The 26,085-nt window shown below is 69.7% G+C and carries 24 protein-coding genes; 13 read left to right on the top strand and 11 right to left on the bottom strand.

From position 1 onward, the window contains the following. The first annotated feature begins 21 nt into the window (after positions 1-21). The 3 genes from DEI98_RS04400 to DEI98_RS04390 are packed head-to-tail and all read left to right on the top strand — an operon-like array spanning position 22 to position 6,022. Positions 22-1,482 carry a class I SAM-dependent DNA methyltransferase gene (locus DEI98_RS04400; protein ID WP_111100039.1) on the top strand — a complete coding sequence of 487 codons (1,461 nt, stop codon included), beginning with the start codon at positions 22-24 and terminating at the stop codon, positions 1,480-1,482. Continuing rightward, positions 1,479-2,645: a restriction endonuclease subunit S gene (locus DEI98_RS04395; protein WP_111100038.1), complete on the top strand. Its 1,167-nt coding sequence runs from the start codon at positions 1,479-1,481 to the stop codon at positions 2,643-2,645. The genes DEI98_RS04400 and DEI98_RS04395 overlap by 4 nt, the downstream gene beginning before the upstream one ends. Further along, on the top strand, positions 2,642-6,022 hold the full coding sequence (locus DEI98_RS04390; protein WP_111100037.1) for a DEAD/DEAH box helicase family protein: 3,381 nt from the start codon (positions 2,642-2,644) through the stop codon (positions 6,020-6,022). The genes DEI98_RS04395 and DEI98_RS04390 overlap by 4 nt, the downstream gene beginning before the upstream one ends. 250 nt (positions 6,023-6,272) lie before the next feature. On the opposite strand, the gene DEI98_RS04385 is transcribed toward DEI98_RS04390, so the two are convergent. Then, complete coding sequence (locus DEI98_RS04385) at positions 6,273-7,139, bottom strand: SDR family NAD(P)-dependent oxidoreductase (protein ID WP_111100036.1); 867 nt, start codon at positions 7,137-7,139, stop codon at positions 6,273-6,275. Between the two features lie 137 nt (positions 7,140-7,276). Continuing rightward, on the bottom strand, positions 7,277-7,654 hold the full coding sequence (locus tag DEI98_RS04380; protein WP_258370736.1) for a helix-turn-helix domain-containing protein: 378 nt from the start codon (positions 7,652-7,654) through the stop codon (positions 7,277-7,279). A gap of 142 nt (positions 7,655-7,796) precedes the next feature. On the opposite strand from DEI98_RS04380, the gene DEI98_RS04375 reads away from it, so the two are divergent. The 4 genes from DEI98_RS04375 to DEI98_RS04360 are packed head-to-tail and all read left to right on the top strand — an operon-like array spanning position 7,797 to position 10,301. Beyond that, the gene (locus DEI98_RS04375; RefSeq protein ID WP_111100035.1) at positions 7,797-8,825 is read left to right on the top strand and encodes a zinc-binding alcohol dehydrogenase family protein; all 1,029 of its coding nucleotides are present in this window, start codon (positions 7,797-7,799) and stop codon (positions 8,823-8,825) included. A 45-nt stretch (positions 8,826-8,870) separates the two neighbouring features. Further along, positions 8,871-9,278 (top strand): heme-binding protein, encoded by a 408-nt coding sequence (locus DEI98_RS04370; protein ID WP_111100034.1) that lies wholly within the window; start codon positions 8,871-8,873, stop codon positions 9,276-9,278. After that, the gene (locus DEI98_RS04365; protein WP_111100033.1) at positions 9,278-9,994 is read left to right on the top strand and encodes an SDR family oxidoreductase; all 717 of its coding nucleotides are present in this window, start codon (positions 9,278-9,280) and stop codon (positions 9,992-9,994) included. The genes DEI98_RS04370 and DEI98_RS04365 overlap by 1 nt, the downstream gene beginning before the upstream one ends. 13 nt (positions 9,995-10,007) lie before the next feature. Next, complete coding sequence (locus DEI98_RS04360; protein WP_111100032.1) at positions 10,008-10,301, top strand: putative quinol monooxygenase; 294 nt, start codon at positions 10,008-10,010, stop codon at positions 10,299-10,301. Between the two features lie 66 nt (positions 10,302-10,367). Here the strand turns inward: DEI98_RS04360 and DEI98_RS04355 are convergent, their stop codons facing one another. The 5 genes from DEI98_RS04355 to DEI98_RS04335 form a co-directional block, all read right to left on the bottom strand. Then, positions 10,368-11,075, bottom strand: coding sequence for an SDR family oxidoreductase (locus DEI98_RS04355; protein WP_111100031.1), 708 nt, complete (start codon positions 11,073-11,075; stop codon positions 10,368-10,370). A 40-nt stretch (positions 11,076-11,115) separates the two neighbouring features. Beyond that, positions 11,116-11,778, bottom strand: a complete 663-nt coding sequence (locus tag DEI98_RS04350; RefSeq protein WP_111100030.1) for an NAD(P)H-binding protein — start codon at positions 11,776-11,778, stop codon at positions 11,116-11,118. A gap of 2 nt (positions 11,779-11,780) precedes the next feature. Next, a complete protein-coding gene (locus tag DEI98_RS04345; protein ID WP_111100029.1) occupies positions 11,781-12,518 on the bottom strand; it encodes a hypothetical protein in 738 nt (245 codons plus the stop codon). Positions 12,519-12,532: 14 nt separating this feature from the next. Next, positions 12,533-13,414: an alpha/beta fold hydrolase gene (locus DEI98_RS04340; RefSeq protein ID WP_111100028.1), complete on the bottom strand. Its 882-nt coding sequence runs from the start codon at positions 13,412-13,414 to the stop codon at positions 12,533-12,535. 126 nt (positions 13,415-13,540) lie between these two features. Beyond that, positions 13,541-15,115, bottom strand: a complete 1,575-nt coding sequence (locus DEI98_RS04335; RefSeq protein WP_111100027.1) for a sodium:proton antiporter — start codon at positions 15,113-15,115, stop codon at positions 13,541-13,543. A 68-nt stretch (positions 15,116-15,183) separates the two neighbouring features. Between DEI98_RS04335 and DEI98_RS18525 the strand changes: the two genes are divergently transcribed. Further along, positions 15,184-15,342, top strand: a complete 159-nt coding sequence (locus DEI98_RS18525; RefSeq protein ID WP_181436164.1) for a hypothetical protein — start codon at positions 15,184-15,186, stop codon at positions 15,340-15,342. Between the two features lie 147 nt (positions 15,343-15,489). Here the strand turns inward: DEI98_RS18525 and DEI98_RS04330 are convergent, their stop codons facing one another. Next, the gene (locus DEI98_RS04330; protein ID WP_111100066.1) at positions 15,490-15,894 is read right to left on the bottom strand and encodes a heme-binding protein; all 405 of its coding nucleotides are present in this window, start codon (positions 15,892-15,894) and stop codon (positions 15,490-15,492) included. Positions 15,895-16,099: 205 nt separating this feature from the next. Between DEI98_RS04330 and DEI98_RS04325 the strand changes: the two genes are divergently transcribed. The 3 genes from DEI98_RS04325 to DEI98_RS04315 all read left to right on the top strand — a co-directional run bounded on the left by DEI98_RS04325 (position 16,100) and on the right by DEI98_RS04315 (position 20,134). Further along, the gene (locus DEI98_RS04325) at positions 16,100-16,918 is read left to right on the top strand and encodes an alpha/beta fold hydrolase (protein WP_111100026.1); all 819 of its coding nucleotides are present in this window, start codon (positions 16,100-16,102) and stop codon (positions 16,916-16,918) included. A gap of 120 nt (positions 16,919-17,038) precedes the next feature. After that, positions 17,039-19,204: an MFS transporter gene (locus DEI98_RS18830; protein WP_220037061.1), complete on the top strand. Its 2,166-nt coding sequence runs from the start codon at positions 17,039-17,041 to the stop codon at positions 19,202-19,204. A 54-nt stretch (positions 19,205-19,258) separates the two neighbouring features. Further along, positions 19,259-20,134: an aldo/keto reductase gene (locus DEI98_RS04315; protein WP_111100025.1), complete on the top strand. Its 876-nt coding sequence runs from the start codon at positions 19,259-19,261 to the stop codon at positions 20,132-20,134. 217 nt (positions 20,135-20,351) lie between these two features. Here DEI98_RS04315 and DEI98_RS18875 read toward each other — a convergent pair whose 3' ends face one another. After that, positions 20,352-20,480: a hypothetical protein gene (locus DEI98_RS18875; protein WP_258367405.1), complete on the bottom strand. Its 129-nt coding sequence runs from the start codon at positions 20,478-20,480 to the stop codon at positions 20,352-20,354. Positions 20,481-20,708: 228 nt separating this feature from the next. On the opposite strand from DEI98_RS18875, the gene DEI98_RS04310 reads away from it, so the two are divergent. After that, positions 20,709-21,746, top strand: coding sequence for a zinc-binding alcohol dehydrogenase family protein (locus tag DEI98_RS04310; RefSeq protein WP_111100024.1), 1,038 nt, complete (start codon positions 20,709-20,711; stop codon positions 21,744-21,746). Positions 21,747-21,757: 11 nt separating this feature from the next. Here the strand turns inward: DEI98_RS04310 and DEI98_RS04305 are convergent, their stop codons facing one another. Further along, positions 21,758-22,306 carry a hypothetical protein gene (locus DEI98_RS04305; protein WP_111100023.1) on the bottom strand — a complete coding sequence of 183 codons (549 nt, stop codon included), beginning with the start codon at positions 22,304-22,306 and terminating at the stop codon, positions 21,758-21,760. A gap of 173 nt (positions 22,307-22,479) precedes the next feature. Between DEI98_RS04305 and DEI98_RS04300 the strand changes: the two genes are divergently transcribed. Beyond that, complete coding sequence (locus DEI98_RS04300; protein ID WP_181437927.1) at positions 22,480-23,325, top strand: helix-turn-helix domain-containing protein; 846 nt, start codon at positions 22,480-22,482, stop codon at positions 23,323-23,325. A gap of 24 nt (positions 23,326-23,349) precedes the next feature. On the opposite strand, the gene DEI98_RS04295 is transcribed toward DEI98_RS04300, so the two are convergent. Further along, positions 23,350-26,082 (bottom strand): AAA family ATPase, encoded by a 2,733-nt coding sequence (locus DEI98_RS04295; RefSeq protein WP_111100021.1) that lies wholly within the window; start codon positions 26,080-26,082, stop codon positions 23,350-23,352. Between the last annotated feature and the right edge of the window lie 3 nt (positions 26,083-26,085).

Raw genomic sequence — 26,085 nt, 5'->3', positions numbered from 1 at the left:
AGTAACCGCTATCGTGAGACCGTGATAGCCGGGGAACTCAAGAGCAAGATCGATCGAGTCTGGGACGCGTTCTGGTCCGGTGGGATTTCGAATCCGCTCGAGGTGATCGAGCAGATCACCTACCTACTGTTCGTCCGCCGGCTCGACGACCTCCAGACACTCGCAGAGAAGAAGGCGCGCGTTACCGGCGGCAGCGTCGAGCGACAGATCTACGGGCCCGGCCAGGAGAAGTTGCGGTGGAGCCGGTTCAAGAACGATGAGCCCGAAACGATGTGGCGGATCGTTGGAGAGGGCGTGTTCCCGTTCCTCCGTGCTCTCGGCGGTGATGGATCGACGTATGGCGATCACATGCGCGACGCCCGGTTCACCATCCCGACGCCCGCGTTGCTATCGCGGGTCGTCGACATGCTCGACGAGATCCCCATGGCCGAGCGCGACACCAACGGCGATCTGTACGAGTACCTGCTGTCGAAGATCGCCTCCGCTGGAGTGAATGGTCAGTTCCGTACGCCCCGCCACATCATCGACCTCATGGTCGCCATGATGGCCCCGCAACCAGCAGACGAGATCTGTGATCCCGCAGCCGGTACCGCAGGGTTCCTCGTGGCTGCGTCGGAGTACGTGCGACGCGAGCACCCGGCCGTTCTGACCAACGCTGCACAGCGCTCGCACTTCCACACGAGCATGTTCCACGGGTTCGACTTCGATTCGACCATGCTCCGCATCGGCAGCATGAACATGCTCCTGCACGGCATCGAAGCACCCGACATCCGCTACCGCGACTCTCTCTCCGAAGGCGCCAGCGACGATGCCGAGCGGTACACGCTGATCCTTGCCAACCCGCCCTTTGCCGGCTCTCTCGACTACGAGTCGACGTCGAAGGACCTGCAGCGCGTCGTGAAGACCAAGAAGACCGAGCTTCTCTTTCTTGCCCTCTTCCTGAAGCTGCTGAAGCCCGGCGGCCGCGCGGCCGTCATCGTGCCCGACGGCGTGCTGTTCGGCTCGTCAAGCGCGCACAAGACACTGCGGCGCATGCTCGTGGAAGACCAGAAGCTCGACGCGGTCGTCAAGCTACCCTCCGGCGTCTTCCGACCGTACGCAGGAGTATCGACAGCGATCCTGTTCTTCACCAGAACGAACTCCGGCGGCACCGAAGACGTCTGGTTCTACGACGTGCATGCCGACGGCTTCTCCCTCGACGACAAGCGGAACCCGATCGAGGCAAGCGATCTCCCAGACGTCTTGGCCCGCTGGGCGAACCGCGGCACGAGCGAGCGAGCCCGGAGCCGAACCGACCAGTCCTTCACGGTGCCGAAGGCGGACATCGCCGCGCAGGGTTACGACCTCTCTCTGAACCGCTATAAGGAAATCGTCCATGACGAGGTCGAGCACCGATCGCCTCTCGACATCATTGCCGACATCGAGGTACTCGAGGCAGAATTGGCTGACGAGCTCGCGACCTTGAAGGCAATGCTCGCATGAGAATCGTACGTTTGTCTGACGTTGCCACGGTGAATCCGAGAGGAGATCGAGTTCGTCCAGAACAGAGCGTTTCGTTCGTCGGGATGGCTCAGCTCGATCAGGTGACGGCAGAAGCAACTCCGCTCGACTCGCGGAAATTCTCCGCCGTTTCCAAGGGGTACACGGTTTTCCGGAATAGGGATCTGCTCGTGGCGAAGATCACGCCCTGCTTTGAAAATGGGAAGATCGGCCGTGCCATTCTCGATGAAGAAATCGGGGTCGGTTCAACCGAATTTCATATTGTGCGCCCGGGACCCGACGTGGACGATGCATACCTTCTCCATTTCCTCCGTCGCCGAGAAGTTCGTCGATCAGGCGAGTTACGCATGACCGGAAGTGGAGGTCAGCGCCGCGTTCCGGCGGATTTCATGCGGATGCTTGAAGTTCCGCTCCCGCCGCTCGACGAGCAGCAGCGGATCGCCGCGATCCTCGACCAGGCCGACACTCTGCGCGCGAAGCGCCGCCGAATTCTCGACCACCTTGGATCGGTACGAAAGGCTCTATTGGACGAGCTCGTTGCGAGCAGAGAAGATGGGAAGTCCATACGTCTCGGAGACTTGGCGGAGGTGTCATCAGGGATCACGAAGGGGCGTGTCGCGAAAGCTCCCATTGCGGGATCGGTGCCCTACTTGGCGGTCGCCAACGTTCAGGACGGCCGGCTGGAGCTCGCTTCGGTGAAGAGCATTGATGTGACTGATGCTGAGATGCGGCGCTTTCGTGTCCTTAAAGGCGATTTGTTGCTAACAGAAGGCGGCGACCCGGACAAACTCGGACGTGGTGCTCTATGGAATGACGAACTCCCTCTCGCGTTACACCAGAACCACATCTTCCGTGTCCGGCTCGCGAACGAGTCTGTGGTTCTCCGCAAATACTTGAGCGCATACATCTCGTCAAACGCCGCCAGGGCGTACTTCTTACGCTCTGCAAAGCAAACAACCGGCATCGCGTCTATCAATATGACTCAATTACGTGACCTGCAGGTTTGGATTCCCTCCATGGAGCGCCAGCGCCAGTATGTTGCGCGCCTTGACGCACTTTCGAAAGTGGCGCAAGATACGGCGCTACGCTCGATGGATGAGTTGTTCGACTCACTAGTGTCTCGCGCGTTCCGAGGCGAACTGTGAGCTTCAACTTCAATTTCGTGCGGCACGCATGGCCGGATGTGTTCGAAGATGCGTCCCGGGCAGAGTCATACCTCTCAGGTGACCCGCGCTCCGCGTGCTTTTATAGCCGTCGGGCGGTGGAGCAGCTCGTCGGCCACCTCTACGATGTCCTCGCCCTGCCGGTCCCGTATCAGGACGACCTCGCGGCGCGCATCAATGACGTTGGTTTTGCGCGCGTCGCGGGGGTCGGGATCAGGCAGAAGCTGAACTTGATACGGAAGCTTGGCAATCAGGCGGTGCACGCGCAGCAGCCGGTGCGTCCTGATATCGCGTTGGCCGCGCTACGCGAGCTGCATCACGTGCTGGTGTGGGCGATGTTCCGGCATTCGGCGCATCCCGAGGGCGTGCCCACCGGTGCGACATTCGATCCCAAGCTCGCAGCCAGTGCTGCCCCACTCACACGGGAGGACGTGCAGCGGCTCGCGGCGAAGTTCGCCGCGCAGGACGAAGCCCACGCCAAAGCACTCGCGGACCGTGACGAGGTCGCGGCGGCGCAAGCTGCTGAGATCGGGCAGTTGCGCGCGCAGGTAGCTGCGGCTCAAGCTGCGAACCACACCTCCGATGACCACGACTACTCCGAAGCCCAGACACGCGACCTGTTCATCGACGTGCTTCTCGCCGAAGCCGGCTGGCCGCTCGCCGATCCGCGTGATCGCGAGTTCGAGGTCACCGGCATGCCGAACGCCGCTGGCGTCGGCTTCGTCGACTACGTGCTGTGGGGAGCGGACGGACTGCCGCTCGCCGTCGTCGAGGCCAAGCGCACGACGAAGAGTCCCCTCATCGGGCAGCAGCAGGCGAAGCTGTACGCCGACTGTCTCGAGGCGATGTTCGGACGTCGACCGGTCGTGTTCTACACCAACGGATACGAGCACTGGCTTTGGGACGACGCGGCCGGGTACCCGCCGCGGCAAGTCGCGGGGTTCTTCACCCGCAGCGAACTAGACCTCATGATCCAGCGTCGCACCTCCCGACAGCCGCTGGCCGACGCCCCCGTCAGCACAGACGTCGCCGGTCGGCACTACCAGGTACGGGCCATCAGGGCTGTCGGGGACACGTTCGATCGACGGCAACGGCAAGCACTCCTGGTGATGGCGACCGGCTCGGGAAAGACCCGCACCGTCATCGCGTTGGCCGATCAGTTGATGAAGGCGAACTGGGCGAAACGCATCCTGTTCCTCGCCGACCGCACCGCGCTCGTGAAGCAGGCAGCGAACGAGTTCAAGACGCATCTGCCGAGCGTCACCACAGTGAACCTGGTCACCGAACGCTCCGCCGAAGGACGCGTCTACGTCTCGACCTACCCAACGATGATGAACCTCATCAACCAGACCGACGACGGCGGCGACGGGCCGACGCGCCAGTTCGGGCCGGGATACTTCGACCTCATCGTGGTCGACGAAGCGCACCGGTCGATCTACCAAAAGTACGGGGCGATCTTCGACTGGTTCGACGCGATGCTCGTCGGCCTGACTGCCACGCCGAAGGACGAAGTCGACCACAACACCTACCGACGATTCCACCTCGAGGACGGCGTGCCCACCGACGCATACGGCTTGGACGAAGCCGTCGCCGAGGGATTCCTCGTCCCACCGTACGGCGTGTCGGTCGGCACCCGTTTCCTGCGTCAGGGCATCCGCTACGACGACCTCAGCGAGGCCGAGAAGGACGACTGGGACGCTCTCGACTGGGGCGAGGGCGGCACCCCCACCGCCATCGACGCCGAGGAATTGAACCGGTTCCTGTTCAACGAGGACACCGTCGACAAGGTGCTGGCGACCTTGATGACGGATGGGTACAAAGTCGCCGGCGGTGACCGCCTCGGCAAAACGATCGTGTTCGCGAAGAACAAGGACCACGCCGAGTTCATTCAGCGCCGTTTCGACGAGCAGTACCCCGAACACGCAGGACACTTCGCGCGCGTCATCACCCACGGCACCCCGTACGCGCAGAACCTCATCGATGAGTTCTCCATCGCCGACCACGCGCCGCACATCGCGATCTCCGTCGACATGCTCGACACCGGCATCGACGTCCCCGAAGTCGTCAACCTTGTGTTCTTCAAGACCGTTCGGTCGAAGTCGAAGTTCTGGCAGATGATCGGCCGCGGCACCCGCCTCAGCCCCGACCTGTTCGGAGAAGGGCGGTCGAAACAGGACTTCCTCGTCTTCGACTTCTGCGGCAACCTTGAATTCTTCAGCCAAGACCTTCCCGGCTCCGAGGGCTCGACGCAGAAGTCACTCACCCAACGGCTGTTTGAAGCCCGGCTCGGACTGATCACCGCCCTCGACCGAACGCAGATCGATGCTGACCTTCGCGCCTCTGCCGCAGGCACCCTGCACGAGGTCGTCGCAGGTATGAACCTCGACAACTTCCTCGTCCGGCCCCAACGACGCTGGGTCGAGCAATACGCCGACCAGGCAGCGTGGGACGCACTCACACCTCAAGATGCATCGGATGCGCTTGAGCACCTCGCCGGTCTTCCATCGAGCGTGGTGGACGATGACACCGACGCGAAGCGCTTCGACCTACTGATTCTGCGCCGACAGCTCGCGCAACTTGACGGCGACCTCACCGCAGCAGAACGGGTCCGTCAAACGGTGCAGGCCATCGCGACGGCGCTGCTGGCGAAGACCGCGATCCCGTCCGTCGCGGAACAGGTCGTGCTCCTTGAGGAGGTCGCCGGCGACGACTGGTGGATCGACGTGCCCCTGGGCATGCTCGAAGTCGCGCGCGTTCGCATTCGCGCGCTGGCACGGTTCGTACCGAACGTCACCCGCCCTCGCGTGTACACCGACTTCATCGACGAACTCGGCGACGCCACTGAAATTGTGCTGCAGCACACAACGCCGGGGACGGACCTTGAACGGTTCCGCGCGAAGGCGACCGCGTATCTGCGACAGCATGAGGACCACCTCGCGCTGCAGCGACTCCGTCGCAACCGTCAGCTCACGGCAGACGACCTGGAAGCCCTCGAGCAGATGCTGCTGGCGAGCGGGGCAGGGTCACAGGCCGACATTGAGTTGGCGGCCGAGCAGGCGCATGGGCTCGGATCGTTCATCCGGTCGCTCGTCGGCCTCGACCGAGATGCGGCTCTCGAGTCGTTCGCACGCTTCCTCGACGGCTCACGCTTCTCCGTCGACCAGATCCGATTCGTCCATCTCATCGTCGACGAACTCACCGCCAACGGTCTGATGGACGCTGGACGCCTGTACGAATCGCCGTACACAGACCGGGCCCCAAGCGGCGTCGACTACCTTTTCGACGACGACGACGTGGCAGCTATCGTGCAGATCCTTCGCGACGTGCGCGAACATGCCCGACCCGGAACCGTGGCCTGAGAGAGGCGCGCTGACGCGCGGTCGCGGCACGATCGAGCGCCCGGTAGGCAAGTCGAAATCGGCAATTTCTCGCCACGAGGGCACTTTGCCGATAACGCTCATTCTGTCCAAGCACGACTGGCTGGAAGCGGTCCCGGCGACGCTGACCGTTCTTGTCGTGCAACCGTCAAAGCCGCGAACATACGGTCGATGTGCGAGCCCCGGATCAGGACTGCACATCGTGATGAGGGGTTCAACTGGCGACCGCTACTCAGGCCCCATCCTGGTCATCACTCGGGAGCTCCACTCGCTCGGCACCGAAGTCGGCGGACGCAGAGACGCCTTCCCACGCCCTAGCCTCAGCGATCTGTTCCTGCGAGTACGCGATCGCCATGCGAGCCGCCCCGGCGCCGATGACGAGATGGGACGGCAGCCGGTCGCGTCCGACGGTCCGCACGAGGATCTCGGCGGCGCGGTCCGGGTCTCCCGCCGCCGGCGCTCCGCGGAGGTGATCAGCAAGCGCACCGACCGTGGTGCGGTACTCCTCCGGGATTCCGTGGACGTCCATCGACGCGCCCGCCCAGTCGGTGGCGAACCCGCCCGGCTCGACGACGAGGTACCGGATCCCGAACGGCGCCGTCTCGGTGGCGAGCACGCGCGTCAGCCCGTCGATGCCGAACTTCGCCGCCTGGTACGAGCCGAGGCCCGGGGTCCCACCGACTCGTCCTCCGACGGACGAGAACTGGACGATGGTCCCGCCGCCCTGCTGTCGCAGGATCGGGATGGCTGACTTCGAGACGTTGTAGACGCCCCAGAAGTTCGTCTCGAACTGCTGCCGGAAGTCGTTCTCCGACGCGGTCTCGACGGGTGCGAGGTTGGCGTACCCGGCGTTGTTGACGACCACGTCCACCGAGCCGAACGCGTCGCGGGTGGCGTCGAGTGCGTCCACGGCAGCGGCAGCGTCGGTGACGTCGAGTGCGAGTGGGAGCACCTGCGACCCGAACTCCTCGACGACGTCAGACAGCTGCTGCGGCTTCCGGGCTGTGGCTGCCACCCGGTCGCCGGCGCGGAGGGCGGCGAGGGTGAGCGAACGGCCGAAGCCGCGGGACGATCCGGTGATGAACCACGTGCGGGACATGGGTGCTCCTCTGCGAGATCGGATGATCGAACGATCTCCGACGCTACGAGCTACCCGGCAGGACAACCTGGCCCGGTTGGGGACACGCTCGCTCCGGCGGCCTTGCCTGAACCTGGGTGCATCGACCCAGGGAGGCCTCAGTGCCGCGTCACGTTCTCGTTCACCCAGTCCCGCAGGTGCGCCAGTGGTGCTGCTGCCCCCAGGCCGAGCGGCGTCAGCGCGTACTCGACCCGGGGTGGCACCTCGGCGAACACGGTCCGGGTCACGAGCCCGGCGTCCTCCATGCGCTTCAGCGACGCGGAGAGCACCTTCGGGCTCACGCCCTGCAGGTGACGTCGGAGTTCGCCGAACCGCTGCGGGCCGTCCTCGAGCACACCGATCGCGAGCGCCGTCCACTTGTTCGCGAGCAGGTCGAGCATCTCGCGGCACGGGCAGGCCGCGGCGTAGACGTCGTTCCGGTCGCAGGTGTCGAGCACGTGGGCGGCTTCGACGGGACGGCTCATCGACGTGGTCACAGCGGCACTGTAGCTGCGGCCACGTCGAGCCGCAACCGCTTGGTTCCCGTTGGGTACGGCTTCCGAACTGGGCTTTCTCGGTTACCCGACGGTAACCAGGGGGCCTTGCGGGTAACCACGGGAAAGGGTGCACGGTACTGACATGACCACGACGAACGAGGTCCGAGCGATCGGACAGACAGCCGCTCTCCCGGTCACCAGCGCCCGCAGCCTGGTGCCGACGACCATCCCCGAACCGGTCCCCGGCCCGCACGACCTGCTCGTCGAGGTCCGCGCGGTCTCGGTCAACCCCGTCGACGTCAAGCTCCGCGGCGGCTCGGAACCGGACGGCGGTGTGCGGGTGCTCGGCTTTGACGCCTCCGGTACCGTCCGTGCCGTCGGTGACGCCGTCACGCTCTTCGCCCCGGGCGACGAAGTGTTCTACGCCGGCGCCATCGACCGGCCCGGCAGCAACGCGGAACTCCAGCTCGTCGACGAGCGGATCGTCGGACGGAAGCCGTCGACGATGTCCCACACCGAGGCCGCCGCGCTCCCGCTCACCGCGATCACCGCGTGGGAGAGCCTGTTCGACAAGCTCCGGATCGCAACGGACGCGACGGGCACGCTGCTCGTCGTCGGGGGCGCAGGCGGTGTCGGTTCGATCGCGATCCAGCTCGTCCGGACGCTGCTGCCCGGCGTTCGGGTCATCGCCACCGCCTCCCGACCGGAGAGCGAGGCGTGGGTGCGCGACCTCGGCGCCCACGACGTCGTCGACCACCACGGCGACCTCGCCGCACAGGTCCTCACCCTCGCTCCGAACGGCATCGAGTGGATCCTGACCGCCAACTCGACCGGCCAGCTCCCCGTCTACGAGCGGGTGCTGCGCCCCTTCGGCCAGATCGTCGCGATCGACGACCCCGAGCAGGTCGACGTCGTCGCGCTGAAGTCGAAGGCGCTCACCTGGCACTGGGAGTTCATGTTCGCCCGCTCCCTGCACGGAGCCGCGGACCTGGCCGAACAGCACCGGATCCTCGACGAGGTCGCCGAGCTCGTCGACACCGGACGCATCCGCGGAACCGCGACGACGGTCCTCCAGCCGATCACCGCGGAGACCCTCCGAGAGGCCCACCGCCTCGTCGAGAGCGGCCGTGTCATCGGCAAGGTCGTCGTCTCCGACGAACCGGCCGCCTGAGCCGCGGACCCATCGAGACCACCACCACCACAGAAGGAGACAGCCATGTCCATCACCCTCACCCAGGCGCAGCGCATCATCGCCGCGGCCGACGCCAAGGCCGCCGAGCTCGGCGTGCCGTCGTCCATCACCGTCCTCGACGACGGCGCCCGAATGGTCGCCTCGGTCCGCCAGGACGGTGCCCCGCTCGTGTCGATCGACTCCAGCTTCGCGAAGGCACGCACCTCGGTGTACTTCGGGGGCGCGGCCACCGGCGACCTCGCGGCGGCGATCCAGCCCGGCGCTCCGCTGTACACGCTCGGTGCCGCGAGCAACGAGCCGCTCGCGTTCGTCGCCGGCGGCCTCCCGATCACCGACGAGTCCGGTGCTGTGATCGGCGCCGTCGGCTCCGGCGGCGGCACGCCGGACCAGGACGCCGTCATCGCGCAGGCCGGCATCGACGCGGCACGCTGATGAGCACCGGCCTCGCGGGCAGGACCGTCCTGGTCGTGGGCGCGGGATCCGGCATCGGGACGGCGGTCGCATCCGCGGCTGCCGTCGCCGGCGCCCGGGTCGTCGCCGCCAGTCGTCGGCAGGACACTGCCGAGCAGGTCGCCGAGATCGTCGGGCGCGGTACGTCCGCCGTCCGACTCGACCTGGGGGACGAGGACAGCATCCGCGCCGCCCGGGCGACGCTCGGGTCCGTCGACCACGTGGTGACCGTCGCCGCCGACCACGCGAACGGCCCGGTCAGCGCACTCGAACAGAGCGACGTGGAGGACGCCTTCCGTGCGAAGGTCGTCGGCCCGTTGGTGCTGGCGAAGCACCTCGCCCCGATCATGCCGCCCACCGGCGCGTTCGTGCTGTTCTCCGGGTACGTGTCCGCCCGGCCGCAGCCCGGACTCGCGGTGATGGCCACGACCAACGGTGCGGTGGACGCACTCGTCCCGGCACTGGCCGTGGACCTGGCACCGATCCGCGTCGTGGGGATCTCCCCCGGTGTCGTCGACTCCGGATCGTGGGACGGCATGGACGACAAGGCAGCGTTCTTCGCGCAGGTCGCCGGCTCGAACCCCGCCCGTCGCGTGGGGACCCCGGAGGACGTCGCCGACGCGGTCGTCTTCGCCCTCACCAATCCGTTCCTGACCGCGACCACCGTCCACCTCGACGGTGGTCAGCGTTTCGTCTGAGCAAGGGGTCACCATGAGCATCGTCATCATCGCGGAGATCGAACCGTCGCCGCGCGACGCAGCTACCGTCCGGGAGGCGCTCCTCACCGCCGTCACTCGGGTCCGCTCCGAGGACGACGGCTGCGAGCGCTACGAGTTGCACCGCGACCCGCGGACCGGTGGGTTCGTCATGGTCGAGCGTTGGCGCGACCAGGCGGCGCTGGACGCGCACGCCGCCGGGCCGGCCTTCGCTGCGCTGAGCGCAGCGCTCGAGGGCCGGCTGGCCGGCCCGATCGCGCTCCGGCCGTTGGAGCCCGTCGAGGTCTGAGCACGACGAACGCCCCCTGCTGCGGCTCGCGCCGTGGCAGGGGGCGTCTTGCGCGTCCGCACGCTGTCAGCGCCTGTGCGCCTCCTGCAGCGCGTCGTAGCGCTCGTGCACCGGCGCGGAGAGACCGGCTCGGGCAGCGCGTGTGAGCTCGTCGGCGAGGACCTCGTGTGCCCCGGCCTCCAGCCCGTCCAGGACGGCAGCCACCACGTCCGCCGGGTCGTTCTTCGGCATGTCCCCGGGCGTCATCGGGGTGTCGGTGAACGCCAGGTAGGCGCCGAGCACCTGTACGCCGTCCGCCGCGAACTCCAGCCGGAGGGAGTCGGTCGCCGACCACAGGGCGGCCTTCGACGCGCTGTACCCGTTGCCGATCGCGAACCAGCTGAGCGCCGATGCGACGTTGACGACCGCACCGTGCGAGCGGCGGAGCGCCGGTGCGAACGCCCGCGTGACCTGCAGGGGGCCGAAGAAGTTCGTCTCCATCTGCGCACGGACGTCGTCGAGCTCACCGTCCACGAGGGAGCCGCTGCGCAGCACACCCGCGTTGTTGATCACGACCGTCACGTCGTCGGCGCTGGCGGCGGCCTCCCGTACGGATGCGGCGTCGGTCACGTCGAGCCGGATCGGCACGACGCCCCCGTCGTCCCACGTCCGTGGGCTCCTCGCCGCCGCGTACACGCGTGTGGCGCCACGCTCGCGCAGCTGGAGCACGAACTCCTGTCCGAGTCCGCCGTTCGCTCCGGTCACCAGGACCACTGCTCCGTCGATGTTCGTCATGTCCGTCCTTCCCGTTCGTCCTGTTCGTCTGCTCGCGGTGTCACTGTTCCGGCACCATCGCCTGCGCCAACGCCGTGCGGAGCGGCTGGTGCCCGGTCGTGATCTCGAGCTGCAGCCGCCCGGGGTCGGGGCCGACCGCGACGTCCTGCAGCGCGGCAGCGACGTCCGCTCGGGCGATCCCCGTCCGCGTCACGTGCTGCCCCGCTGCGAACGACCGTGATCCGGGTCCGTCGTGGAGTGCGTCCGGTCGGAGGATCACCCAGTCGAGGTCGAGGGTGCGGACGGCGGCGTCCGCGTCGGACTTCGCCCGCAGGTACACCTGGAACGGGTCCGTGGAGCCGCGCTCGTACTCGTCGGCTCCCGCGCCGGAGAGCATCACGAAGCGTCGGACGCCCGCCCGAACCGCGGCCTGCGCGAAGAGGATCGCGCCGTCCCGGTCCATCGAGAGCGACCGTGCAACCGTGCTCGCTTCCCCCGACCCGGCGGCGAACACCGCCGCGTCCGCCCCGCGGAGCACTTCGGCGACGTCGTCGAGCGACGCGGACTCGAGGTCCAGCAGGACGGGGACCACCCCGGGGAGCGCGAGCTCCTTGAGGTGTTCGGCCCGCCGGATCAGTCCGATGACGGTGTGGCCGTCGGAACGAAGCCGCTCGCTGAGGAGACGCGCGACCTTGCCGTGCGCGCCGGCGATGGCGATGCGCATCGTCAGGAGACGAGGATGTCGTCAATGCGGATGGAGACGATGAGCGGCTCCGGCAGCGCGTGCCCGTCGCCGTCGCGGACGAAGATGTTGCGCTCGGTGGCGAGCAGCAGACCGTCCACCCAGGTCTGTCCGGTCATGTACTCGACGCTCGGGGAGGCACCGGCGATGTCGACCTCGTAGTCCCGTCGACGGAGCACACCGTCGGCGTCGGCGTAGAGCGTCTGCGTCGGGGTGTGCGTCGCGATGGAGTTGGGGTAGGTCACACGGAGGCGGTCCCAGGTCTGACCGCCCGGCTCCGTCCACGGGCCGGCTTCCTCGACCTGCACGCCGGGGAACGTGAACGACCAGGGTTCGGTGTTGTAGGTCCACATGGCGTAGCCCGTGAAGTACGCCAGCTGCAGGGACGTCCACGGGGTCTCCAGCACGTGGCCGGCGAACGACGCCCGCGGCTCGACGAGTTCTTCGACGAGCTCGTCGCCGTGGTCGGTCGCGCGGACGACGGCCACACGGTCGGCCGTGAACTCGGTCCGGAGGTCGGCGGCACCGAAGTGCTCGAGCGAAGCGCGCTGCTCGCGGAGGTCGACCGTGAAGCGGCCTTCCTCGGCGATGCCGGGCACCTGCTTGAGGCCCCAGAAGGCGCCACCGAAGTGCCGGTTCGCGGAGATGGTCGAGACGTCCGCCCAGCGTGCGCCACCGTGGGCGTCGATGATGCGGTCGAGCAGGGTCGTGGTGGTGGTCATGATGGCTCCGGGGTTCAGGCGGCGGTCGCCGCGGTCAGGAAGTCGGTGACGAGAGCTGCCGCCTCGGCGGGGTACTGGAAGATCGACGCGTGCGCCGCGTCCGGGAACACGTGCAGGCGCGCATCCGGGATCAGCCCGGCGAGCGTGTGACTACCGGGGGTGCGGATCATCAGGTCGTCGTCGCCCTGCAGGACCAGCGTCGGCTGGCGGATCGCGGTCAGACGTTCGAGCTTCGACATGTCCGGCACACCCCAGGCCAGCACGGCGTCGTACTGCGCGTCGCGGACGGCCGCGGTCGTCGGCTCGTCCCGGTCCTCGGTACGACCACCGAGCCGGCGGAGGAACTCGATGCCGAGCGTCCGGCTCGTCTCCGTGTGCGCGAAGAAGATGTAGAGGAGGTTCTCCGCCGACGGCACGTCCTGGCGCGACTCGCGCTCGATGTCCTCACGCCAACCGTGCATCGTCGGTGCGCCCGCGGGGCCGGTGCCGGCGAGCACCAAGTTGCGCACCGCCCAGGGCCGGAGCAGGGCGAGGTCCTGTGCGACGAACCCCCCGAGCGAGAACCCGAACACGTCGAACCGTCGGATCCCGAGCGCGTCGGTGAACGCCAGCAGGTCGACGGCCATCTGCGCGACCGTCGACGGCACGGTGCCGGTGGATCCACCGACACCGGCATTGTCGACGAGGATCACCTCGCGGTCGGCGGCGATCGGGTCGACGAGGGCCGGATCCCAGTTGTCGAGGTTGCCGCGGAAGTGCATCAGGAACACGAGCGGGACGCCGTCCGCGCTCGAGCCGAAGCGGCGGTAGGCGTAGCTGGTGCCGTTCGCAGCCGTCACGTGGCTCGTCCGGGCGGTGGTGGTCGTGGTGCCGGTGGTCGGGGCCGTGCTGGTCATTGCGGTGCTCCCTCGGGTCAGCCGACCCCGTCGGTCGGCGGCGGTGTCGACGCTAGGAGCGGGGCGGGCTTCGCAGCGTGCTCCCGTCGGGGACATGCTCCTGAGCGGGACACCCTCCCTGCGTCCTCAGTCGGTCCGCCCGGTGACGGTGGCGCGGACGGCGGCTTCCTCGATGTCGAGGACGGTCAGCACGGCACGTACCGCGGCCTCGGGGTAGCGCCCCTCGCGCCGGGCCCGGAGGACGGCTCGGCGTTCCTCGGCGATGGCGAGCATCCGGAGCTCTCCGTACGCGGCCGACCGGTCGGCCCGTACCCCGTCGTCGCCCACGAGCGTCTCGCCGAGCAGTGCGGCGTCGACGCGGACGCGCTCCACGACGCGGTCGTCGTACGCACCGTCCTCGAGCTCCTCGACCAGTCGGAGGCTCTCGGCCCGTGCCTCGGCGAGCAGGAGTTGCGTCTCCATCCGCTCCTGGTCGAGGTCGGGCGGCGGCAGCGCCACCTTCCGGATGACCCAGGGCAGCGTCAGCCCGATGAGGAGCGTCGCCAGGACCACGACGAAGGCGAGGAACTGCAGGAAAGCCCTGTGCGGGGTCTGCTCGGGCAGCAGGAACACGGCGGCCAGCGTGACGACCCCGCGGACGCCGGCGACGGTCACCGGCAGGTCGAGACGCCACTGCCAGCTCCGTCTCCGGAGTCGCCTCGGTCCCCACCGGTAGACGGCCGTCACGGCGAGGCTCCACCCGAGACGCGCGGCCACGAGGACCACGACCACCACCCCGATGACCACGGCCGCGCGGGCGACCCCGATGCCGGACGACAACGCGCCGCGGAGGATCGCCGGGAGGCTGAGCCCGATGAGGAGGAAGACCGCGTTCTCGAGCAGGAACTGGATGGTGCGCCAGTTCAGCGACTCAGCGAGGCGGGCCTCCGCCGACTGCAGCACCGGAGCGCGGAAGCCGAGGAACAGCCCGGCGACCACCACCGCGAGCGGGCCCGATGCACCGATGCCGTGCGCGAGCAGGAAGGCGACGTAGGGCGTGACGAGCGACAGGCTCGTGTCGAGGACGGCGACCGAGATCCGTCGCCGCACGGCTCCCATGACGAACGCGACCAGGAGTCCGACGCCCACGCCGCCGACCACCGCCAGCACGAACTCGCCCGCAGCACGGACGGGGTCGAAGACCGCGACGATCGCGACGACCGCGGTGTTGAGCGCGACGAGCGCGGTGGCGTCGTTGAGCAGGCTCTCCCCGTCCAGGATCGATGCCAGCAGTCGTGGGAGCGGCGCCCGGCGGGTCACCGCGGTCACCGCCACGGCGTCCGTCGGAGCGACGACCGCACCGAAGGCGAACGCGGCGGCGAGGGTGAGGGTCGGCACGACCGCCCAGGTGGCGAGGCCGACGACCACCGTCGTGAAGGCCACCAGGCCGACCGACAGCAGCAGGAGCGGTTCACGCCGCGCGCGGACGTCGGCCAGGGATGTCTGCAGCGCCGCGGCGAACAGCAGCGGTGGGAGGAGGACCGACAGCACGAAGTCCGGTTCGACGTCCACGCGGGGAACGCCGGGCACGTACGAGACGGCCACCCCGATGAGGACGAGCGCGAGGGGTGCCGACCACCCGACGCGTCGTGCCGCCGCGCTCACCGCGACGGTGACCACGAGGAACACGACGACCCACCCCAGGGTCACCTCGACGCTCATCGGGTCCGCCCGTGGGTGTCCGTGCCGCAGGCACGCATCGGGCGCCGACGGCTTCGTAGCCTGCTCGCATGCGTATCCACCGCTCCGGATCCACCGTCCCGGTCAGGTCGTCCACGCCGACCCTGGCCTCGATCGCACTCACGCGGATCCTCACCGACCCGGTGGACGTCGCCCCGTCGCCGACCGAGGAACGCCAGCCGGACGGCGACGCGTCGTTCGTGCGCTGATCCCGGACGGTCGGTACGCCGCGGGTCAGCTCGGTGTTCGACGGTGCACGTCGATTTCTGTGAGGACATGCGGTGACGCTAGGGCGGTCCGCAACCGACGCGCGTGTCCCCGCCCGGGCCAGGCAGCACGGGCGGGAACGGAGGGGGTCAGAGCGCTGCAACCGCCGCATTCGCGATCTCGAGGTCCTGGTCGGGCGATCCACCACTCGATCCGATCCCCCCGATGACGCGCCCGTCGGCGTCCCGCACAGGTACACCGCCGGCAACGAACGTGAGTGGCTCCTGGCTCGCTGCCCCGAGCGAGTACAACGGCGCTCCCGGCTGGACGGCACCGGACAGGTCGCCGGATGCGGCCCCGAACGACACCGCGGTCCGGGCCTTCGCGGCACTGGCGTCGACGGACACCAGCGGCGCACCGTCCTGTCGGGCGACGGCGACGAGCCGCGCGCCCCTGTCGAGCACGGTGATGGTCGAGGGGACGCCGAGTTCCTCGGCCTTCTCCTCGGCTGCGGTGATGGCGGCGTGCGCCTGGGTGATCGTGATGTCGGTCATGTCCGGTTCCTTCCGTTCGGTGGACGGCACCGACGCTAGGGATCGTCCTCGACGGGTTGCGTGCCCCTGCCCGGGTCACCCGCGTGGTGACGGAGCGCGGTGTGGGTGGTCCCCACGGGGACACGCCCCCGCGACGCGGCGCTCGTAGCGTCGCCATCGCCGACGACGATCGTTCGGCTTCAGACCACGACGCAAGGAGACAACCATGCCCACGTTCACCACGCCCGACGGCCTCGAGATGTACTACACCGAGCAGGGCGAGGGGCAGCCCATCGTCTTCGCGCACGGCTGGCCGCTCAGCTCGGACGCGTGGCAGCCGGAGCTGAAGTTCTTCAGCGAGAACGGCTACCGCACGATCGCGCACGACCGCCGCGGACACGGCCGTTCGGAGAAGACGGCCGTTGGCCACACCATCGACCAGTACGCCAAGGACCTCGCCGCCCTCATCGAGCACCTGGACCTCCACGACGTGATCGTCATGGGCCACTCCACCGGCGGCGGCGAGGTCGTTCGTTACGCCGCGCAGTATGCGAACGGCCGGGTCGCGAAGGTCATCACGGCCGGTGCGATCCCGCCGATCATGGTGAAGTCGGACAGCAACCCGGACGGCACCCCGATCGACGTCTTCGACGGCATCCGCTCCGGCGTCCTCGAGGACGCATCGCAGTTCTGGCTCGACCTGTCCGAGTCGTTCTTCGGGGCGAACCACGGCCGCGACGTCTCCTACGGCGCGAAGCTCGACTTCTGGCGGCAGGGCCAGAACGTGAACCTCGCCGCCGCGTACGACTGCGTCAAGGCGTTCTCCGAGACCGACCAGACCGAGGACCTCAAGGCGCTCACGGTCCCGATCCTCATCGCCCACGGCGAGGACGACCAGATCGTCCCGATCGACGACGCTGCACGCAAGTCGATCGAGCTCGTCGCCGACGGCACCCTCAAGACCTACCCCGGCGCTCCGCACGGCATCCACGGCGACTACCGCAAGGTGCTCCAGCAGGACGTCCTCGCCTGGATCAAGGCCTGACGCACCGATCGTCGGACGGGAGGCGCGGTGCGGGACCGCACCGCGCCTCCCGTCCGTCCGCACCCGGAATGCCGACCCACCCATGACGGTTACTTCCGCGCCCGCTCATAGGAGTTCAGAATGACCAACACGCTGCAGCCGCGACCGCGCCTTCCCCTCAACACGTTCGGCATAGCGTTCGGCACGGCCGGCATCGCCGGCACGTGGACCGCCGCCGGGATCGAGCTCGGGGCACCACCCGCCGTCGGCGAGGCGCTCTGGGCGGCCGCAGCGGTCGCCTGGGTGGTCACCATCGTGCGGTACCTGCGCCGCCCCGGCGGTGTCCGAGCGGTCCTGAGCGACCTCCGGCACCCCGTCCTCGGACCGTTCGCCGCGCTTGTACCGGCCGTCGGGTCCCTCCTCGCCGCGCACCTCGCCACGTGGCTCCCCGTCGCGGGTGCGACGGGCGTCTGGGTCATGCTCGTGCTGACGACGGCCTTCGGCGCCTGGTTCGTGACGACGCTCCTCACGGTTCCGCGCGACGCGGTCGCCGTGCACGGCGGCTACCTGCTGCCCACCGTGGCTGCGTCGTTGCTGAGCGCGCAGGCACTCGCCACGATCGGGCACCCGGAGCTGGCGACGGGGTACTTCGCCGCCGGCGTGCTGTTCTGGCTCCTGATCGGGGCCGTCCTCGTCGCGCGCTTCGCGACCGGCCCGGCCGTGCCGGTCGGGCTCCTGCCGACCCTCGCCATCCTGTCCGCACCACCCGCGGTCGCCGGGAACGCCTGGTGGACGATGACAGGAGGCACGGCATCCGTCGTGCACACCGCGCTCGCCGGGACGATGGTCGCCTTCCTGCTTCCGCACGTCTTCCTCCTGCGTCGGTACGTCACGAGCGGGTTCGCGATCGGGTTCTGGGCGATGACGTTCACCACCGCGGCGAGCGCGACGTACGGCATCCGCCTGCTCGCGCTCTCGGACCTCGGCACCACCGGGACCGTGCTCTCCTGGCTCGTCGTCGGCGTCGCCACCCTCGTCGTCGGCAGCATCGCCACCCGGTCGCTCGGCCTGCTACGCCGGTCGGAGCAAGCTGGACCGCGGCGCTCATCCGCGGGCTACCGCCGGGCCGCGCTGATCGGCGTCGTCTTCGCCTCGGTCGCCGTCGCGTTCGGCGCGGGTGCCGGGAGTCCGCTCTTCGTCGTCTACCAGGCGGCGTGGGGCTTCCCCGACTGGCAGCTCACCTCGGCGTTCACGGTCTACGCGGTGACGCTCCTCGGCACGCTCCTGGTCGCCGGGCGCCTGTCCGACCACATCGGCCGACGGCCCGTCCTCATCGCTGCCCTCGCGCTCATGCTGCTCGCGAGCGCGCTGTTCCTCGTCGCCGACGGCATCGCGTGGGTGATCGCCGCCCGCGCCGTCCAGGGTGTCGCGACCGGGGCGGCGACGAGCACGTTCACCGCGGCGATCATCGAACTGTCGAGTGAACGACACCGGCGCACGATGACGGTGCTCACCAGCGCCGCGCCGGTCGGGGGTCTCGCCCTCGGCGCCTTCGGCGGCGGCATCGCCGCGCAGGTCGCGCCCGACCCGACCTCCGCCGTGTTCCTGACACTCGGGGTCGTGCTGCTCGTCGGCATCGCCGCGGTGCTCGCCGCCGACGAGACGGCCGACCGGCACGCCGGAGCACTCGCATCGCTCCGACCGGTGCTCACCGTCCCCACTCGTGCCCGGGCGTGGTTCGTCGTGCTCGCTCCCCTGACGGCGGCCGGCTGGATGTTCTCCGGGCTGTTCCTCGGGCTCGGGCCGCGACTCGACGACGGCGTCTTCGCACTCGGCAGCGGCGCGGCGAGCGCGGTCGTGATCGCCCTGCAACCCGCCGCCGCGGCGATCGCCGGCATGCTGTTCGCCCGCGTCGCAGACCGGCGCGGAACGGCGATCGGTGCCGGCCTGCTGTTCGTCGGCGCGGTCGGCGCGGGCGTCGCCGTCCTCACGGCGGACCTCCCCCTGCTCGTCGTCGCGGCGGTCATCGGCGGCGCCGGTCAGGGAGCCGCATTCGGTTCCTCGTTGCGGATCCTCGGCCCGCTCGCGGACAACGCGACCCGCGGCGGCCTGTTCGCGGCCGTGTACCTGGTCGCGTACGCGGCCTACGGCGCCCCGGTGCTCGTCGCGGGCTTCCTCACGGACGGCCTCGGGCTCGCGCCCGTCGGAGCGGCGTACGCGGCACTCGTCGCCGTCGCCGCAGGGGTCGCCGCCGTGGGCCTGACGGCTCGCGCTCGTCGGGAGCGCACGATCGTGCCCGCCGTCTGAGCAGCTCCTCTCTCTTCACCCTCTCCTCCGCACCAGCTGACGAACAGGATCACCATGACCGACATCGATGCACGACTCCACACCGCCGCTGACGCGGGCACCTTCCTCATCGGCGGCGACCTCCCCGTCGCGCGCCTCGGCTTCGGCTCCATGCAGTTGCCCGGACGGAACGCCTTCGGACCCGCACGCGACCCGGAGGGCGCCAGAGCCGTCCTCCGTCGCGCCGTCGACCTCGGCGTGACCCTCATCGACACGGCGGACGCCTACGGACCTGAGGTCGCCGAGGAGCTGATCGGGCAGGCCCTGGCTCCGTACCGTGACGACGTCGTGATCGCCACGAAGGGCGGCTTCGTCCGCGGGCGGCGGGGCGAGTGGATCGTCGACGGACGGCCCGAGCACCTGCGCGCTGCCGTGCAGGGCAGCCTCCGCCGGCTCCGACTCGAGCGCATCGACCTGTACCAGCTGCACCGCATCGACCAGCGGGTACCGCTCGGCGAACAGCTCGGCGCGCTGGCGTCCCTGCGCGACGAAGGGCTCATCCGGCACGTCGGGCTCAGCGAGGTGAGCGTACCGGAACTCCGTGCGGCACAGCGGATCGTGCCGATCGCGACCGTGCAGAACCTCTACAACCTGGTCGAGCGTTCGTCCGAGGATCTCGTGCGCGTGACGGCGGAGCTCGGCATCGGCTTCATCCCGTGGTTCCCGCTCGCCACCGGAGGGCTGACACGGGGAGCCGGTGCACTCGGGGCGATGGCATCGCGCGCTGGTGTCTCACCGTCACAGATCGCGCTCGGGTGGCTGCTGCAGCATTCGTCGAACCTGCTGCCCATCCCGGGAACGTCGAGCCCGGCACACCTCGAGGAGAACGTCGCCGCCGCCGCGGTCCGGCTCTCCCCGGTGGACGTGGCGGCGCTCGACCGCGCAGCCTGACCCGACCGACGAGACGAACGGCCCGGTCCCCTGAGGGAACCGGGCCGTTCGTCGTCGGCGTCTCACCGCGACGGCACGAAGAAGTCACCGTATGCCGGATCTTCGGGCAGCGAGCGCTCCATCGCCATGACCGCGATCTCCCGAGGCGATCGGAGACCGCGCCGTCGCCACTGGTCCGGGTCCGCCCGGAGTACCTCGAGCACCGTGCGCATCGTTGTCACGAGTGGCCACCGAAGTGGCTCGAAGCCGTGGCGACGACGGGCAGCAGGAGCGTCTGGAGCACTGGCGGGGCGACGTCGACACCGACGTGCGACGTGGCGGGGACGGGCGGGTGCAGGATCCTCATCGGTTCTCCTCGGTCGTGGCCGCCGGACGGCGACGATCCTGACGCTACGGGCCGTTCCCACCCCGGCACGTGTCCCCGCGAGGAGCATCCCCTCCAGGGTCATGCACAACCGAGGATGTCCCCGACGGAGCCACGCTGCCCGGCGGTGCGAGGTCCTACCGTGCGTCGTGGAGGCGATCCGCGCCTCCACGGAGAGCACCTGTCGACCGCGTACCAACGGAGGAACCCATGACCGTCACCGACCCGAGCAACCGGAGTCACCGGACCGCACCGACCACGACCCGCGCGTTCCTCGCGCAGGCGGGCAGGTCCGTCCGCGACGACGATGCGTTCGTCACCCGCGAGGTGCCGCTCGCCCCGCTGCGTCCGCACGACCTCCTCGTCCGCGTCGAGGCCGTGTCCGTCAACCCGGTCGACACGAAGAGCCGCCACGGCCTCCGCTCGGGCACGAAGCAGCTCGGCTGGGACGCCTCCGGTGTCGTAGAGGCGGTCGGCCCCGCGGTGACCCGCTTCGCCGTCGGCGATGCCGTCTGGTACGCCGGAGCACTCGACCGCCCCGGGACCAACGCCGAACTCCACGTCGTCGACGCGCGGATCGTCGGGCGCCGACCCGCTTCGCTCGACCACGCCGAGGCCGCGGCACTTCCGCTCACCGGCATCACGGCATGGGAGACGCTGTTCGAGCGGTTCCGTCTGACGGAGCAGAGCACCGGCACGCTGCTCGTCGTCGGAGCCCCCGGAGGAGTCGGCTCGGTGCTCGTGCAGCTGGCGAAGGCGCGCACCGGACTGACGGTGGTCGGCACGGCCGGACGTCCTGAAAGCCGCGAGTGGGTGACCTCCATGGGCGCGGACCACGTGGTCGACCACCGGGACCTGGTGCGGAACGTCCGGGCGGTGGCGCCCGAGGGTGTGCAGTACGTCTTCACCGCGCACTCGGCCGGGAACGTGCAGGCCTTCGCGGACCTGGTGCAGCCGTTCGGTGAGATCACCGCGATCGACGACCCGCGCGGCCTCGACCTGTACCCGCTCAAGCGGAAGTCCATCGCCTGGCACTGGGAGCTCATGTTCACCCGGTCGTCGTTCGGCACGCCGGACATGGCCGAGCAGGGTCGCCTGCTCGACGCGCTCGCGGACCTCGTCGACGCCGGCCGCGTGCGATCCACCGTGACCTCGCTCGTGCAGGGGTTCGACGCCGCAGGCCTGCGCGAGGCGCACCGCCAGGTCGCCGACGGGACGGCCATCGGCAAGGTCGTGGTCGCGCGCTGACGACGGTCACCTCAGTCGGGCAGCGAGTCGGCGAGGTGCCCGAGACGCCCCGCCGACTCCTCGTCCGCACCGCGCCACAGCAGCAGGGTGTCACCGTCCGGACCGGGCACGGCGAAGCGGTGGTACGCGAGCACGAGGTGACCGACCAGGGGGTTGTCGAAGCCGACGACGCCGTTCGGTCCGGCGTCGCCCGGCTCGGCCCAGAGCCGGGCGAAGTCGGCGCTGCGTGCGGCGAGCTCACCGACCAGCTCGACGAAGCCCTGGTCCTCCTCGTGCTCGTCGAGCAGCCGTCGGAGCTCCGTTGCGAGCCTGGTCCCGACCGGTGTCGCGTCGGCTGGACCCGGCGCGGCCCGGAACAGCGGGGCACCGTCGGGTTGCAGGAAGGCCGCACGTGCCAGGTTGGCGCCGGGGCGGAACGACGGGTGGACGGCGTGCACCAGAGGGTTTGCGACACGGACGGTCAGGTGCCGGTCGTAGACGGCTGCCGGGACGGTCCGCCAGGGCAGGACCAGTCTGCCGAGCAGTGCCCGCCGGAAGTCGACCTCGTCGTCCGTGCTCACCTTCCGGAGCGTACGGGCGAGCCCGCACGGGGAACATGTCCCCGGCGGGGACACCATCCGATGGGGCAGGGATGTGGTCATTCGACGGATGCTGCGGACGTCGTGGGGACGCCATCGTGGAGACACGATCCCGGCACGTTCCCGGGACGGCCTGCTCCGACCCGGGAGGTACCGTGACCGCTCCGTCTGCACACCTCGGCGACTACCTCCGGGCCCGCCGCGCGCTCGTCCGGCCCACCGACGTCGCCATCATCTCCTCCCGGACCCGACGGGTACCGGGGCTCCGTCGCAACGAGGTCGCGCAGCTCGCGGGCATCAGCCAGGAGTACTACCTCCGCCTCGAACAGGGGCGCGACCGCCGACCGTCCCACCAGGTGCTCGCCGCGATCGGACGGGCCCTCCTGCTCGACCCCGTGGCCGTCGAGCACATGCACCGACTCGCGGAGTTCGACGAGCAGGACGCCCCGTACGCCGTGCCCGCGAAGGCCGCGGTGGTCGACGGGCTGACGGATCTGGTCGACGGGCTGACGGACCTGCCGGCGCTCGTCATCAGCGCCGACCAGGACGTCCTCGCAGCGAACCCGCTCGCACGGCTGGTCCGCCCCCGGCTCCAGCCCGGGAGCAACGTCCTGTTGGAGCTCTTCTCGTCGCACGGGCGCGCGGATGCCGTCGCCTGGGCAGACGACGCCCGCCGCGCGGTCGCCAACCTGCGCTTCCACGGCGACCCGAGGAGCACGCGCTACCAGGAGGTCGTCGGCACGCTCGCGATCCGCGACGACACGTTCCGCACCCTGTGGGCCCGCCACGACGTCGAGCGACAGGTCGTCTGGCCCGCGCAGATCCGGGTCGGCACAATCGGTCCCGTCGACTTCGTGTGCCACTCACTCGCCGTGCCGGGTCCCAGCGGGCAGTCGCTCGTCACGCTGACCGCGAAGGCCGGCAGCGCGGGCGCCCGACTCCTGCAGCACGCCCGGAGGCGCTCGGCGGCGGCGCCGAGCCCCGCCGCCGCCGTCGCGTGACCCGGCGGTGACCGGGCACGGGACTCAGTTCGGTGCGTCCGCGGGTGCGAGGACGCCGACGAGCTGGGAGCGGCGGCTGATCCCGAGTTTCGTGAACGCGCGGGACAGATGGGCGGCGACCGTCCGGTGGGACAGGTACACCTCGTCGGCGATCTGCTTGTTGGTCCGGCCGGTCGAGGCCATGCGGGAGACGAGGAGTTCCTGTGGCGTGAGCAGGTCGTCCGCCGTCTCTCGCGCCACATCGCGATCCGCGACCCCACCGGCCGCGCGGAGCTCGGTGCGCGCGCGTGCTGCCCATGAGCGGGCGCCGACACCGTCGAACAGCCGGACTGCCTGCGCGAGCTGCTCACGTGCGTCGACGATCCGCCGGATGCGTCGGAGCCGTTCGCCCAGGTGGAGCCGTGCCACGGCCAGGTCGAACGGCATCGTGCTCGGTGATCCGAGCTCGACCGCTGACGAGAGGTGCTCGAGCGCCTCGGCTTCGTCGACCACCAGCAATCCCCTGGAGCGCGCCACGAGCAGCCGCAGGTGCGAGGAACCGGTGACCTCCGCGACCTGTTCCGCCTCGTCGAGCCACTCGAGCACCGGTGATGCGTCCCCGCTGCGGATCGCTGCCTCGACGAGGTCCGCTCCGGACCACATCGCGACCGGCCGGTTGACGGAGGTCCGGGCGAGGTGCGCGAGTGCGTCGTCGTGGCGCCCCTCGTCCGCAGCGATCAGCGCCGCTGCCCACGCCGCAGTGGCGACGATGCGAGCGAACCCCTGCGCGACGGGGATGCGCGTCAATGCGTCCAGGCGCGCGTGAGCCGCCTTGCGGTCGCCCGCTCGGGCGAGAGCTCGAGCTGCCTCGGCGAGCGCCATCCCGGTGACCACGGGAAGCTCCAACTCCTCGCTCAGCCGTGCCGATCGGTCGGCATCGGCTAATCCGTCCCTCAGGTGTCCCGCTGTGATCCGCGGGCTCGCCCGGCCGCAGAGCGCGGTGGCCTCGTCGCTCGTCCGCTCGGCGTCGTGGAACAGGCGGGCGCCTGCTGTCCAGCACCGGTCCGAGAGCGCCATGTCGCCGGCTTCCTCGGCAGCGAAAGCGAGACAGTTGATGATGACGCCGTCGGTCGCCTGGGCGCGGTCCAGGAAGCGGTCGACGGTCGCGTCGTCCAGGGAACGCCCGGTGCGCACGAGCGCCAGGGTGACGTCGGCGAGGACCGCGGTGTCCCGGTCCTCGTGCTCCTGAGCAGCGCGTTCGACGGTCGAGGCGACCAGCTCCCGGACACCGTCCGGCTCCTGGTGGATGTAGCACTTGGCGGCTGCCCACAACAGGACCTCGGCACGCTCGCTGGCCTCGGACCGGGTGCCGGCGAAGGCCACCAGTTCGGCGGCCCCCCGACCTCGGTGGTCCGCGGTCATGCTCAGCATCCACTCGGCCCGCGCGAAGCGGTGTTGCGTCCGGGCATCTGAGAGCTCCGCGAGCGGCTCCGCGCGGCGCAGGAGCACGGACGCGTCATCGGAGGCGCCCGCACGCCGGGCCGCCTCCGCGGCCTCCACGAGTCGGTTTGCCTGGTGCGTGGGGTCAGGCGAGAGGTCCGCGGCGCGTTGCCACGCGGTCGCGGCTTCTGCCGGCGCACCATGCCGGAGGGCAGTCTCCGCGACGCGGTCGAGGTCCGCGGCGACGGATTCGTCGAGGCCGACGGTCGCTGCGGCGCGGTGGAGAGCGCGACGGTCCGGGGCACGGACCGCGGTGGCGAGGACGTCGTGGGCAGCGCGGCGTCGGAGGGGATCCGCCGCGTCGTAGTGTGCCGAGGCGACCAAGGGGTGTCGCGGGACGATGCGGTCCCCGTCACGCCGGACGAAGCCCTCTCGTTCCAGAGTCGCCAGGTCCGCGGCACCGAGGCCTGCCGCCGCCACGGCTTCCTCGAGTTCCCGGACCGTGGCGCCTTCTCCTGCTGCGACGAGGAGCAGCGCCTCCTGAGCGTCCTGCGGGAGGAGGCGGACGCCGTCGAGGAAGCTCCTCTCGAGACGTGCGGACATCCGGTCGGTGGTCCGTGATCGAGTCGCACCTGCGTCGGCGCCGGAGAACTCGAGCAGGGCCAGGGGGTTGCCGTAGGACTCCCGTCGGACCCGCGAACGTTCCCGGTCCGGCAGGTGCCCGGCCACGTCCGAAAGCAGCTGCGCAGCGGCGACGTCGTCGAGCGGTCCCAGACGGACCACGGTCGGGAACGCGTCTGCCGGATCGGACACCTGCCCACCTGTCCTGGAGGTGGCGACGAGCAGAACGCGGAGAGCCACCAGCCGTGGGGCTGCGAACAGCAGCGCGTGGACCGACGTCCGGTCCATCCAGTGCAGGTCGTCGAGGAGGAGCACCACCGTGCCTTGCGTGCACGCTTCCTCCAGGAGTCCGAGGACGGCGACGCCGAGCACGAGGCGGTCCGGCGTTGGGCCGGTCCGCCGACCGAAGGCGACGTCGAGGGCGGACGCCTGTCGTTCCGGCAGCGCGTCGATGTACGCCGTGAGGGGGTTGAGCAGCTCGTGCAGCGCCCCGAACGCCACGTCGGTCGCGCTCCGGACACCTCGCGCCCGCAGGACGAAGCGTGCATGGTCTCCGGTGACCGCGGCCGTGTCCGCCAGGAGCGCAGTCTTTCCGATGCCGGGCTCCCCCTCGATGAGGACCGCGCTGCCCAGACCGGCACGCGCCTTGTCGAACGCGTTCGCGATCAGCCGCGCCTCGGCGTTGCGGCCGACCAGTCGATGGATGTGTTCCGACACCTG

This window comes from Curtobacterium sp. MCLR17_034 (genome assembly GCF_003234485.1).
Classification (GTDB): domain Bacteria; phylum Actinomycetota; class Actinomycetes; order Actinomycetales; family Microbacteriaceae; genus Curtobacterium; species Curtobacterium flaccumfaciens.
This window is presented reverse-complemented; position numbering and strand designations above follow the sequence as displayed.

Coding starts and splice junctions, on each gene's coding strand:
- DEI98_RS04395 (WP_111100038.1), top strand. CDS start 1,479: ATGAGAATCGTACGTTTGTCTGACGTTGCCACGGTGAATCCGAGAGGA.
- DEI98_RS04385 (WP_111100036.1), bottom strand. CDS start 7,139: ATGTCCCGCACGTGGTTCATCACCGGATCGTCCCGCGGCTTCGGCCGT.
- DEI98_RS04375 (WP_111100035.1), top strand. CDS start 7,797: ATGACCACGACGAACGAGGTCCGAGCGATCGGACAGACAGCCGCTCTC.
- DEI98_RS04370 (WP_111100034.1), top strand. CDS start 8,871: ATGTCCATCACCCTCACCCAGGCGCAGCGCATCATCGCCGCGGCCGAC.
- DEI98_RS04365 (WP_111100033.1), top strand. CDS start 9,278: ATGAGCACCGGCCTCGCGGGCAGGACCGTCCTGGTCGTGGGCGCGGGA.
- DEI98_RS04360 (WP_111100032.1), top strand. CDS start 10,008: ATGAGCATCGTCATCATCGCGGAGATCGAACCGTCGCCGCGCGACGCA.
- DEI98_RS04355 (WP_111100031.1), bottom strand. CDS start 11,075: ATGACGAACATCGACGGAGCAGTGGTCCTGGTGACCGGAGCGAACGGC.
- DEI98_RS04350 (WP_111100030.1), bottom strand. CDS start 11,778: ATGCGCATCGCCATCGCCGGCGCGCACGGCAAGGTCGCGCGTCTCCTC.
- DEI98_RS04345 (WP_111100029.1), bottom strand. CDS start 12,518: ATGACCACCACCACGACCCTGCTCGACCGCATCATCGACGCCCACGGT.
- DEI98_RS04340 (WP_111100028.1), bottom strand. CDS start 13,414: ATGACCAGCACGGCCCCGACCACCGGCACCACGACCACCACCGCCCGG.
- DEI98_RS04335 (WP_111100027.1), bottom strand. CDS start 15,115: ATGAGCGTCGAGGTGACCCTGGGGTGGGTCGTCGTGTTCCTCGTGGTC.
- DEI98_RS18525 (WP_181436164.1), top strand. CDS start 15,184: ATGCGTATCCACCGCTCCGGATCCACCGTCCCGGTCAGGTCGTCCACG.
- DEI98_RS04330 (WP_111100066.1), bottom strand. CDS start 15,894: ATGACCGACATCACGATCACCCAGGCGCACGCCGCCATCACCGCAGCC.
- DEI98_RS04325 (WP_111100026.1), top strand. CDS start 16,100: ATGCCCACGTTCACCACGCCCGACGGCCTCGAGATGTACTACACCGAG.
- DEI98_RS18830 (WP_220037061.1), top strand. CDS start 17,039: ATGACCAACACGCTGCAGCCGCGACCGCGCCTTCCCCTCAACACGTTC.
- DEI98_RS04315 (WP_111100025.1), top strand. CDS start 19,259: ATGACCGACATCGATGCACGACTCCACACCGCCGCTGACGCGGGCACC.
- DEI98_RS18875 (WP_258367405.1), bottom strand. CDS start 20,480: ATGAGGATCCTGCACCCGCCCGTCCCCGCCACGTCGCACGTCGGTGTC.
- DEI98_RS04310 (WP_111100024.1), top strand. CDS start 20,709: ATGACCGTCACCGACCCGAGCAACCGGAGTCACCGGACCGCACCGACC.